Genomic DNA, 12,396 nt, shown 5'->3' with positions numbered 1-12,396 from the left:
CCGACTACATCGGTGACCAGGACGCTATCGAATACATGTGTCAGGAAGGCCCGGCCGCTGTTTTCGAGCTGGACCACATGGGTCTGCCGTTCTCGCGTACCGAGCAAGGCCGCATCTACCAGCGTCCGTTCGGTGGCCAGTCCAAGGACTACGGCAAGGGCGGTCAGGCTGCACGTACCTGCGCAGCATCCGACCGTACCGGTCACGCGCTGCTGCACACGCTTTATCAGGGCAACCTGAAAGCCGGCACCACGTTCCTCAACGAGTACTACGCTGTTGATCTGGTGAAAAACCAGGAAGGCGAATTCGTGGGCGTGATCGCGATCTGCATCGAAACCGGCGAAACCTCCTACATCCGTGCCAAGGCCACCGTTCTGGCGACTGGCGGTGCGGGCCGTATCTACGCGTCCACCACCAACGCCCTGATCAACACCGGTGACGGCGTCGGCATGGCTCTGCGTGCTGGCGTGCCGGTACAAGACATCGAAATGTGGCAGTTCCACCCGACCGGCATCGCCGGCGCCGGTGTACTGGTTACCGAAGGTTGCCGTGGTGAAGGTGGTTACCTGATCAACAAGCACGGCGAGCGTTTCATGGAGCGTTATGCTCCGAACGCGAAAGACCTGGCTGGTCGTGACGTGGTTGCCCGTTCGATGGTCAAGGAAATCATCGCAGGCAACGGTTGCGGTCCGAATGGCGACCACGTGATGCTCAAACTCGACCACCTGGGCGAGGAAGTGCTGCACAGCCGTCTGCCAGGCATCTGCGAACTGTCGAAGACTTTCGCCCACGTTGACCCGGTGGTTGCGCCGGTTCCGGTTGTGCCGACCTGCCACTACATGATGGGCGGCGTTGCCACCAACATTCATGGCCAGGCGATCACCCAGAACGCCGAAGGTCAGGACCAGATCATCCCTGGCCTGTTCGCGGTAGGCGAAGTGGCTTGCGTATCGGTTCACGGTGCGAATCGTCTGGGCGGCAACTCGCTGCTCGACCTGGTGGTCTTCGGTCGCGCTGCCGGCCTGCACCTGGAAAAGGCGTTGACCGATGGCATCGAATACGACGACGCTACCGAGTCCGACATCGAAGCTGCACTGTCGCGTCTGAACGCGCTGAACAACCGTACCGACGGTGAAGACGTTGCCACCCTGCGTCGCGAGCTGCAAAGCTGCATGCAGAACTACTTCGGTGTATTCCGTACCGGCGAATACATGCAGAAGGGCATCGCTCAGCTGGCCGATCTGCGCAAGCGTATCGCCAACGTGAAGATCAACGACAAGTCGCAAGCGTTCAACACTGCACGTATCGAAGCGCTGGAACTGCAGAACCTGCTGGAAGTGGCTGAAGCTACCGCCATCGCGGCCGAAGTACGTAAAGAGTCCCGCGGCGCTCACGCCCGTGAAGACTTCGAAGACCGTGATGACGAAAACTGGCTGTGCCACACCCTGTACTTCCCGGGTGACAAGCGCGTCACCAAGCGTGCCGTGAACTTCTCGCCGAAGACTGTTCCGACTTTCGAACCTAAAGTCCGGACTTATTAAGGGTGACCGCCATGTTGCAAGTCAGTGTTTATCGCTACAACCCTGATCAGGACGCTGCGCCGTTCATGCAGGATTTCCAGGTCGATACCGGTGGTAAAGACCTGATGGTGCTGGACGTGCTGGCCCTGATCAAAGAGCAGGACGAAGGTTTCTCCTATCGTCGCTCCTGCCGTGAAGGCGTCTGCGGCTCCGACGGCATGAACATCAACGGCAAGAACGGTCTGGCCTGCATCACGCCGCTGTCTGCCGTTGTAAAAGGCAACAAACTGATCGTTCGTCCGCTGCCAGGTTTGCCGGTTATCCGTGACCTGGTCGTCGATATGAGCATCTTCTACAAGCAATACGAGAAGGTGAAGCCTTACCTGCAGAACGACACGCCGGCTCCGGCCATCGAGCGTCTGCAGTCGCCAGAAGAGCGCGAAAAGCTCGACGGTCTGTACGAGTGCATCCTGTGCGCCTGCTGCTCGACCTCTTGCCCGTCCTTCTGGTGGAACCCGGACAAGTTCCTGGGTCCAGCTGCACTGCTGCAAGCCTACCGCTTCCTGGCAGACAGCCGTGACACCAAGACCAGCGAACGTCTGGCTTCACTTGACGACCCGTTCAGCGTTTTCCGCTGCCGGGGCATCATGAACTGCGTCAACGTATGTCCGAAAGGCCTGAACCCGACTAAGGCCATCGGTCACATCCGTAACATGCTGCTTTCGAGCGGCGTGTGATTCAGCTGCTGTAACCGTTGCACCGTAGAGGCTGTGGCGCGGGCTTCAACCCGCGTCATGGCTATAACCAGAGCAGTAGCCATAAGCTGCAGCTCTTCTTTTGAAGAAATGAGACAAGCAGGGGCATCCGGGCTGGTACCCGGACTATCAGTGTGATCCTAGGTGGCTTGTTTTAGTCGCTGCATTCGGACTTCTGCAAGTTTGCTCGGTGTCGACACCGATGGTGTTCCCCTAACCGAGGGTGACCAAGCATGCAAGAAAGCGTGATGCAGCGCATGTGGAACAGCGCCTACCTTTCAGGTGGAAACGCTGCCTATGTGGAAGAGCTTTATGAGCTCTACCTGCACGACCCTAACGCTGTGCCAGAAGAGTGGCGCACCTACTTTCAGAAGTTGCCTGCCGACGGCAACTCTGCCACTGATGTTTCGCACTCGACGATTCGCGATCATTTCGTGCTGCTGGCAAAGAACCAGCGCCGCGCCCAACCGGTTTCCGCCGGCAGCGTGAGCAGTGAGCACGAGAAGAAGCAAGTTGAAGTGCTGCGATTGATCCAGGCCTACCGTATGCGTGGCCACCAGGCAGCCCAGCTTGACCCGCTGGGGCTGTGGCAGCGTCCTGCACCTGCAGACCTGTCGATCAATCATTACGGCTTGACCAATGCCGATCTTGATACGACCTTCCGTGCCGGCGACCTGTTCATCGGCAAAGAGGAAGCGAGCCTACGCGAAATTCACGAAGCGTTGCAGCAGACATATTGCCGCACCATCGGCGCTGAATTCACGCACATCACCGATTCCGAGCAGCGCCAGTGGTTCCAGCAGCGTCTGGAAAGCGTGCGTGGTCGTCCGACGTACTCCGCCGACATCAAGAGCCACCTGCTTGAGCGCGTGACTGCCGGTGAAGGCCTGGAAAAATACCTGGGCACCAAATACCCGGGCACCAAGCGTTTCGGTCTGGAAGGCGGCGAAAGCCTGATTCCGATGCTCGACGAACTGATCCAGCGTTCCGGCTCGTACGGCACCAAGGAAGTCGTCATCGGCATGGCCCACCGTGGCCGTCTGAACGTTCTGGTCAACACCTTCGGCAAGAACCCGCGCGAGCTGTTCGACGAGTTCGAAGGCAAGAAGAAGGTCGAGCTGGGTTCCGGTGACGTGAAATATCACCAGGGCTTCTCGTCCAACGTGATGACCACCGGCGGCGAAGTTCATCTGGCCATGGCGTTCAACCCGTCCCACCTGGAAATCGTTTCCCCGGTGGTCGAAGGTTCGGTGCGCGCCCGTCAGGACCGTCGCAACGACCTGACCGGTGAGAAAGTTCTGCCGATCTCCATCCACGGTGACGCGGCATTCGCCGGTCAGGGCGTGGTCATGGAAACCTTCCAGATGTCGCAGACCCGCGGTTTCAAGACCGGCGGTACCGTGCACATCGTGATCAACAACCAGGTTGGTTTCACCATCAGCAACCCGCTGGACTCGCGTTCCACCGAGTACGCCACCGACGTTGCCAAGATGATCCAGGCGCCGATCCTCCATGTGAATGGTGATGATCCGGAAGCCGTGCTGTTCGTGACCCAGCTGGCCATCGACTACCGCATGCAATTCAAGCGTGACGTGGTCATCGATCTGGTCTGCTACCGTCGTCGCGGCCACAACGAGGCCGACGAGCCAAGCGGCACCCAGCCCCTGATGTATCAGCAGATCACCAAGCAGCGCACTACCCGCGAGCTGTACGCTGAACGCCTGACCCAGGCCGGTGTGCTCGACGCTGAACGTGTTCAGGCCAAGGTCGACGAATACCGCAACGCGCTGGACAACGGTCTGCACGTGGTGAAATCGCTGGTCAAGGAGCCGAACAAAGAGCTGTTCGTCGACTGGCGTCCGTACCTGGGCCACGCCTGGACCGCGCGTCACGACACGCGTTTCGATCTCAAGACCCTGCAAGAACTGTCCGCCAAGCTGCTTGAAATTCCGGAAGGCTTCGTCGTTCAGCGCCAGGTCGCGAAGATCTACGAAGACCGTCAGAAGATGCAAGCCGGCGGCCTGCCGATCAACTGGGGTTACGCCGAAACCATGGCGTACGCGACTCTGGCGTTCGAAGGTCACCCGATTCGTATGACTGGTCAGGACATCGGCCGCGGTACGTTCTCGCACCGTCACGCTGTGTTGCACAACCAGAAAGACGCGGGCACCTACATTCCGCTGCAGAACCTGTACGACGGTCAGCCACGTTTCGACCTGTACGACTCGTTCCTCTCGGAAGAAGCGGTACTGGCATTCGAATACGGTTACTCGACCACCACGCCAAACGCGCTGGTGATCTGGGAAGCCCAGTTCGGAGACTTCGCCAACGGTGCTCAGGTCGTGATCGACCAGTTCATCACCAGCGGCGAGCACAAGTGGGGCCGTCTCTGCGGTCTGACCATGCTGCTGCCACACGGTTACGAAGGTCAGGGCCCTGAGCACAGCTCGGCTCGTCTTGAGCGTTACCTGCAGCTGTGCGCCGAGCACAACATTCAGGTGTGCATGCCGACCACGCCAGCGCAGATCTACCACTTGCTGCGTCGTCAGGTGATTCGTCCGCTGCGCAAGCCGCTGGTCGTGCTGACGCCGAAGTCGCTGCTGCGCCACAAGCTGGCCATCTCGACGCTGGAAGATCTGGCCGAAGGTTCGTTCCAGACCGTGATCCCGGAAATCGATGCACTGGACCCGAAAAAGGTCGAGCGCGTGGTTCTGTGCAGCGGCAAGGTCTACTACGACCTGCTGGAAAAACGCCGTGCCGAAGGCCGCGAAGATATCGCCATCGTGCGTATCGAGCAGCTGTATCCGTTCCCTGAGGACGACTTGAAAGAAGTCCTGGCTCCATACACCAACGTCAAACACGCCGTTTGGTGTCAGGAAGAGCCGATGAACCAGGGTGCCTGGTACTGCAGCCAGCATCACTTGCGTCGCAGCATCGCCAACCTCGACAAGACTCTCGTACTTGAGTACGCGGGCCGTGAGGCTTCGGCTGCGCCAGCTTGTGGTTACGCATCGATGCACGCCGAGCAGCAGGAAAAACTGCTGCAAGATGCTTTCACTGTTTAACGCCTTCGCGCTGACTGAAACCGAATTTTAAGGACCCACAGATAATGGCTATCGAAATCAAAGCCCCGTCATTCCCGGAATCGGTTGCCGATGGCACCGTTGCCACCTGGCACAAGAAACCAGGTGAGGCCGTCAAGCGTGACGACCTGATCGTCGACATCGAAACCGACAAAGTCGTGCTCGAAGTGTTGGCTGAAGCTGACGGCGTGCTGGGCGCAATCGTTGCCGAAGAGGGCGCTACCGTTCTGTCGAACCAGGTCCTGGGCTCGATCGAAGAGGGCAGCGCTGCTGCTGCCGCTCCTGCCGCCGCTGCTGCTCCGGCTGCTACTGCCGCTGCCGCACCGGCTGCTGCCGATGGCGAAGATGACCCGATCGCAGCTCCTGCCGCTCGCAAGCTGGCTGAAGAGAACGGCATCAACATCGCTTCCGTTGCCGGCACCGGCAAGGGCGGTCGTGTGACCAAGGAAGACGTGGTTGCCGCTGTTGCTGCGAAGAAAGCTGCTCCGGCTGCCGCGCCTGCCAAGGCTGCTGCTCCTTCGGCTGCTGCGCCTGTGTTCGCTGCCGGCGACCGCATCGAGAAGCGCGTACCGATGACTCGCGTTCGTGCCACCGTAGCCAAGCGTCTGGTTGAAGCCCAGTCGAACATGGCGATGCTGACCACGTTCAACGAAGTCGACATGACCGAAGTCATGGCCCTGCGTTCGAAGTACAAGGACCTGTTCGAGAAGTCCCACAACGGCGTACGCCTGGGCTTCATGTCGTTCTTCGTGAAAGCGGCCACTGAAGCGCTGAAACGCTTCCCGGCTGTCAACGCGTCGATCGACGGCGGCGACATCGTTTATCACGGCTACGCAGACATCGGCGTTGCCGTTTCCAGCGACCGTGGCCTGGTGGTACCGGTTCTGCGTAACGCCGAGCTGATGAGCCTGGCTGAAATCGAAGGCGGCATCGCAACATTTGGCAAGAAAGCCCGTGACGGCAAACTGTCGATGGACGAGATGACCGGTGGTACCTTCACCATCACCAACGGTGGTACCTTCGGTTCGATGATGTCGACGCCGATCGTCAACCCGCCGCAGGCAGCGATCCTGGGCATGCACAACATCATCCAGCGTCCGATGGCCATCAACGGTCAGGTCGTGATCCGTCCGATGATGTACCTGGCTCTGTCCTACGATCACCGTCTGATCGATGGCAAAGAAGCTGTGACCTTCCTGGTGACCATCAAGAACCTGCTGGAAGATCCGGCTCGTCTGTTGCTGGATATCTAAAAAGCAGCTGCAAGCTTTCAGCTACAAGCCTCAAGCTCAAGGCGAGCGGGTGGGCTTGCAGCTTGAAGCTTGCGGCTTGTAGCTTTATTGCTAAAGAGGATTTTTTGAATGTCGCAGAAATTTGACGTAGTAGTGATCGGTGCCGGCCCTGGTGGCTATGTAGCGGCCATCAAGGCTGCTCAGTTGGGCCTGACCACTGCCTGCATCGAGAAGTACACCGACGCAGAGGGCAAGCAAGCCCTGGGCGGTACCTGCCTGAACGTGGGTTGCATTCCTTCCAAGGCGCTGCTCGACAGCTCGTGGAAATACAAGGAAGCCAAAGAGAGCTTCAACGTTCACGGTATCTCGACCGGCGAAGTCAAAATGGACGTCGCTGCGATGGTTGGCCGCAAGGCTGGCATCGTCAAGAACCTGACCGGCGGCGTTGCCACCCTGTTCAAGGCCAACGGCGTTACTTCGATCCAGGGCCACGGCAAGCTGCTGGCCGGCAAGAAAGTCGAAGTCACCAAGCCGGACGGTTCGGTTGAAGTCATCGAAGCGGAAAACGTCATCCTCGCGCCAGGTTCGCGTCCGATCGACATTCCACCGGCTCCGGTTGACCAGAAAGTCATCGTCGATTCGACTGGCGCTCTGGAATTCCAGTCCGTACCCAAGCGTCTGGGCGTGATCGGCGCTGGCGTGATCGGTCTGGAACTGGGTTCGGTATGGTCGCGTCTGGGTGCAGAAGTGACTGTTCTCGAAGCACTCGACACTTTCCTGATGGCAGCGGACACCGCTGTTTCCAAGGAAGCGCTGAAAACCCTGACCAAACAGGGTCTGGACATCAAGCTGGGCGCTCGCGTTACCGGTTCGAAAGTCAACGGCGAAGAAGTCGTCGTCAACTACACCGATGCCAACGGCGAACAGACCATCACTTTCGACAAGCTGATCGTAGCCGTTGGTCGCCGTCCGGTGACCACTGATCTGCTGTCTGCCGACTGCGGCGTGGAAATCGACGAGCGCGGTTTCATCGCGGTCGATGACCATTGCGTCACAGCTGTACCGGGCGTCTTCGCCATCGGTGACGTGGTTCGCGGCATGATGCTGGCCCACAAGGCGTCCGAAGAAGGCATCATGGTTGTCGAGCGCATCAAGGGCCACAAGGCTCAGATGAACTATGATTTGATCCCTTCGGTTATTTATACTCACCCGGAAATCGCGTGGGTTGGCAAAACCGAGCAGGCGCTGAAGGCCGAAGGCGTTGAAGTCAACGTCGGCACCTTCCCGTTCGCCGCTTCCGGCCGTGCCATGGCTGCCAACGATACCGGTGGTTTCGTCAAGGTCATCGCCGATGCCAAGACCGACCGCGTATTGGGCGTGCACGTGATTGGCCCGAGCGCTGCAGAACTGGTTCAGCAGGGCGCGATCGGTATGGAATTCGGCACCAGCGCTGAAGACCTGGGCATGATGGTCTTCTCCCATCCGACCCTGTCCGAAGCCTTGCACGAAGCTGCTCTGGCAGTGAATGGCGGCGCCATTCACATTGCCAACCGCAAGAAGCGTTAAGACATAATAAGAAACCACGGCGGTAGCGGCCCGTCGTGAGCCTTGCGAGCAAGACTCACCGCGGAATGTCCGCCGGACGCAGTCTTGCGTAGCCCAGCTACGCAAGCAGCAGTCACAGGTGGCGCGGCACTCAAACGAGCGCAGCGCCGAATGCGCAGTACCTAACGAAGACGGTAAAAAGCATGAATCTTCACGAGTATCAGGGTAAGCAGCTGTTCGCTGAATACGGCCTGCCAGTTTCCACTGGTTATGCAGTAGACACCCCGGAAGCAGCAGCAGAAGCTTGCGACAAGATCGGCGGCAACGAGTGGGTCGTCAAAGCCCAGGTTCACGCCGGTGGTCGCGGTAAAGCGGGCGGCGTAAAGCTGGTTCGCAGCAAAGAAGACGCCAAAGCCTTCGCACAGCAGTGGCTGGGCAAGCGTCTGGTGACTTACCAGACTGACGCCAATGGCCAGCCAGTCACCAAGATCCTGGTTGAATCGTGCACTGATATCGCTAAAGAGCTGTACCTGGGCGCTGTCGTTGACCGTTCGAGCCGTCGCATCGTGTTCATGGCTTCCACCGAAGGTGGCGTGGACATCGAGAAAATCGCTCACGACACTCCAGAAAAAATTCTCAAGGCCACTATCGATCCACTGGTTGGCGCTCAGCCATCCCAGGGTCGCGAGCTGGCATTCCAGCTGGGTCTGGAAGGCAAGCAGGTCACTCAGTTCGCCAAGATCTTCGTCGGTCTGGCCAAGCTGTTCAAAGACCACGACCTGGCTCTGCTGGAAGTGAACCCGCTGGTGATCAAGGCTGACGGCGATCTGCATTGCCTCGACGCCAAGATCAACATCGACGCCAACGCCATGTACCGTCAGCCTAAGCTGAAGGCTTTCCACGATCCGTCGCAGGACGATCCGCGCGAAGCGCACGCTGCCAAGTTCGAACTGAACTACGTAGCCCTGGAAGGCAACATCGGCTGCATGGTCAACGGTGCCGGTCTGGCCATGGGTACCATGGACATCGTCAACCTGCATGGCGGCAAGCCAGCCAACTTCCTCGACGTAGGTGGTGGCGCTACCAAGGAACGCGTTACTGAAGCGTTCAAGATCATCCTGTCCGACCAGAACGTGGCGGCAGTACTGGTCAACATCTTCGGCGGCATCGTTCGCTGCGACATGATTGCCGAAGGCATCATCGGCGCCGTGAAAGAAGTCGGCGTGAAAATCCCGGTTGTTGTTCGCCTTGAAGGCAACAACGCTGAGCTGGGCGCTAAAGTACTGGCAGAAAGCGGTTTGAACATCATCGCTGCTACCAGCCTGACCGACGCTGCTCAACAAGTTGTCAAAGCTGCGGAGGGCAAATAATGAGCGTCCTGATCAATAAAGACACCAAAGTTATCTGCCAGGGTATTACCGGTTCGCAAGGTAGTTTCCACACCCAGCAAGCCATCGAATACGGCACCAAGATGGTTGGCGGCGTAACTCCGGGCAAGGGCGGCACCGAGCACCTGGGTCTGCCAGTGTTCAACACTGTCAAAGACGCAGTAGCTGCCACTGGCGCTACCGCCAGCGTGATCTACGTTCCGGCTCCGTTCTGCAAGGACTCGATCCTGGAAGCGGCATTCGGCGGCATCAAGCTGATCGTCTGCATCACCGAAGGCATTCCTACCCTGGACATGCTGGACGCCAAGGTTAAGTGCGACGAGCTGGGCGTAGTCCTGATCGGCCCTAACTGCCCAGGCGTGATCACCCCAGGCGAATGCAAGATCGGCATCATGCCAGGTCACATTCACTTGCCAGGCAAGGTCGGTATCGTTTCGCGTTCCGGCACCCTGACCTACGAAGCTGTGAAGCAGACCACTGACGCCGGTTTCGGTCAGTCGACTTGCGTCGGCATCGGCGGTGACCCGATCCCGGGTTCGAACTTCATCGACATCCTGAAGCTGTTCCAGGAAGACCCGAAGACCGAGGCGATCGTGATGATCGGCGAGATCGGCGGTTCGGCTGAAGAAGAAGCGGCTGCCTACATCAAGGCTAACGTGACCAAGCCGGTTGTTTCCTACATCGCTGGTGTGACTGCTCCTCCGGGCAAGCGCATGGGCCATGCTGGCGCAATCATCTCTGGCGGCAAAGGCACTGCAGACGAGAAATTCGCTGCGCTGCAAGACGCAGGCGTTAAAACCGTGCGTTCGCTGGCAGACATCGGCAAGGCCCTGGCCGAGCTGACTGGCTGGGAAGTGAAGAAGTAAGCTTCGGCTGACTTTTTAGCTCCAGCAGCAAAGGCCACCTTCGGGTGGCCTTTGTCGTTTCAGAGCAGCGGCAAGCTTCAAGCGGCTAGCTGCAAGATAGAAGCTTGCAGCTTGAAACTTGTAGCTTGCAGCTGCTTTTCTTATGTAAACGCGACACGGAAACGTCGCGTATCGGATAGTTCGCCCTCCAACAGTGCGTTTGTCCGCCAAATTCGTTAGGCTGGCCGCCATTTTTGCGTCCGCCGCCCACAAGGCAGCCACGCGCTTTAAGGGTCAGTCCCATACGGATCGACAGCATTTCCCTAATCCAACAGGGCAATCCCCCTCTAAATTCCGATTTCAGTAGTGTGGTATTTCCTTAATGAAAGTTTTGAAAGGTCAGGACATCCTGGCACTTGGTTTTATGACGTTTGCCCTGTTTGTCGGGGCCGGTAACATCATTTTCCCGCCGATCGTCGGCTTGCAGGCCGGGCCTCATGTCTGGATGGCCGCGCTGGGCTTTCTGATTACCGCCGTCGGTTTGCCGGTGGTCACCGTGGTGGCGCTGGCCAAGGTCGGCGGCGCGATGGATGCGCTGAGCAGCCCGATCGGCAAGATCGCCGGCGGTATCCTCGCGGCGGCATGCTATTTGGCTGTGGGTCCGCTGTTCGCCACTCCGCGTACCGCCACCGTTTCCTTCGAAGTGGGTCTGGCGCCGTTGACCGGCGAGAGCCCGCTGGCGCTGTTCCTCTACAGCTCGGTGTACTTCCTGCTGGTGTTCTTCATTTCGCTCTACCCTGGGCGTTTGCTGGATACCGTGGGCCGCTTCCTCGCACCGCTGAAAATCATTGCGCTGGCAGTACTGGGCATTGCCGCATTCGCCTTGCCGGCGGGTGACATCGGTCACGGCACTCCAGAGTATGTGGCGGCACCGTTTTCCCAAGGCTTCATCAATGGTTACCTGACCATGGATACCCTCGGCGCACTGGTATTCGGCATCGTTATCGTCAACGCGATCCGCTCCCGTGGCGTCGAGTCGCCAGCGCTGATCACCCGTTACGCGATCATCGCCGGGCTGATTGCCGGCGTGGGTCTGGCACTGGTCTACGTCAGCCTGTTCCGCCTCGGGTCCGGCAGCCATGAAGTTGCCGTCGGCGCGACCAACGGCGCGGCGGTGTTGCATGCTTACGTACAGCACACCTTCGGTTCGCTGGGCAGCGGTTTCCTTGCGGTGCTGATCTCGCTGGCGTGTCTGGTCACGGCGGTCGGCCTGACCTGTGCCTGTGCTGAATACTTCAGCCGTGTGCTGCCACTGTCCTACAAGACGCTGGTGATTATCCTCGCAGCGTTCTCGCTGCTGGTCTCCAACCTCGGTCTGACCAAACTGATCGCCTTCTCGATTCCGGTACTCACCGCGATCTACCCGCCGTGCATCGTTCTGGTCGCGCTGAGCTTCTGCAAGGATTTCTGGCATGAGCACGGGCGTATTCTTGGCCCGGTGATGCTGGTGTCGTTCCTGTTCGGCACCATCGACGCGCTGAAGGGCGCTGGTCTGGCGGACTGGATGCCGACACAGCTGTCGCACTTGCCGCTGGGCGAGCAGGGTCTGGCGTGGCTGGTCCCGTGCGTGATGACCCTGGTAGTCGCCGTGGTCTGTGATCGCCTGCTGGGCAAGCGCAGCGAAGTCACTGCCTGACGTGGTTCGGACCCGCCACAAGTGGGTCGAGCACGGTTAAACAGAAATGCCCCGTATCAATCGATACGGGGCATTTTTTATGCGCGGGAGGCAGTGTCTTTTTTGCTGAGCTAACGTCGAAGGGTTGCCGAAATCGTTATGTGGGAGCGAGCCTGCTCGCGAATGCGTTATGTCAGCCGCCATGAGTGTTGCGTGGTACGCCGCTTTCGCGAGCAGGCTCGCTCCCACAGGTAATTTGTACCGTGATCACATCTCACAAGGAATTGCATGTCGTTCGTCCAAGCCAATCTGATCCACTTGCTCGCCGCCGTCTGGTTTGTCGTCTGCTGGGG

At 59.0% G+C, this 12,396-nt stretch carries 8 protein-coding genes; all 8 read left to right on the top strand.

Features of this window, described 5'->3' with window-relative positions; genetic code table 11:
• Window positions 1-1,541, top strand: a 1,541-nt coding sequence (gene sdhA, locus D6877_RS27225; protein ID WP_130912692.1) for a succinate dehydrogenase flavoprotein subunit, incomplete at its 5' end; no start/stop codon positions are given.
• A gap of 11 nt (window positions 1,542-1,552) precedes the next feature.
• Window positions 1,553-2,257, top strand: coding sequence for a succinate dehydrogenase iron-sulfur subunit (locus D6877_RS27220; RefSeq protein ID WP_016773675.1), 705 nt, complete (start codon window positions 1,553-1,555; stop codon window positions 2,255-2,257).
• Window positions 2,258-2,508: 251 nt separating this feature from the next.
• Window positions 2,509-5,340: a 2-oxoglutarate dehydrogenase E1 component gene (locus tag D6877_RS27215; RefSeq protein ID WP_042607586.1), complete on the top strand. Its 2,832-nt coding sequence runs from the start codon at window positions 2,509-2,511 to the stop codon at window positions 5,338-5,340.
• 44 nt (window positions 5,341-5,384) lie between these two features.
• Window positions 5,385-6,611, top strand: coding sequence for a 2-oxoglutarate dehydrogenase complex dihydrolipoyllysine-residue succinyltransferase (odhB, locus tag D6877_RS27210; protein WP_130912691.1), 1,227 nt, complete (start codon window positions 5,385-5,387; stop codon window positions 6,609-6,611).
• A gap of 108 nt (window positions 6,612-6,719) precedes the next feature.
• Entirely contained in the window at window positions 6,720-8,156 is a 1,437-nt protein-coding gene (gene lpdA / locus D6877_RS27205; protein ID WP_016773678.1) for a dihydrolipoyl dehydrogenase, read from the top strand.
• A gap of 182 nt (window positions 8,157-8,338) precedes the next feature.
• Complete coding sequence (sucC, locus tag D6877_RS27200; RefSeq protein WP_016773679.1) at window positions 8,339-9,505, top strand: ADP-forming succinate--CoA ligase subunit beta; 1,167 nt, start codon at window positions 8,339-8,341, stop codon at window positions 9,503-9,505.
• Window positions 9,505-10,389, top strand: a complete 885-nt coding sequence (gene sucD / locus D6877_RS27195) for a succinate--CoA ligase subunit alpha (protein WP_016773680.1) — start codon at window positions 9,505-9,507, stop codon at window positions 10,387-10,389. The genes sucC and sucD overlap by 1 nt, the downstream gene beginning before the upstream one ends.
• 361 nt (window positions 10,390-10,750) lie before the next feature.
• On the top strand, window positions 10,751-12,064 hold the full coding sequence (gene brnQ / locus D6877_RS27190; protein WP_130912690.1) for a branched-chain amino acid transport system II carrier protein: 1,314 nt from the start codon (window positions 10,751-10,753) through the stop codon (window positions 12,062-12,064).
• The last annotated feature ends 332 nt before the right edge of the window (window positions 12,065-12,396 follow it).

The organism is Pseudomonas sp. Sample_9 (assembly GCF_004307535.1).
Classification (GTDB): Bacteria; Pseudomonadota; Gammaproteobacteria; order Pseudomonadales; family Pseudomonadaceae; genus Aquipseudomonas; species Aquipseudomonas mercuritolerans.
This window is presented reverse-complemented; position numbering and strand designations above follow the sequence as displayed.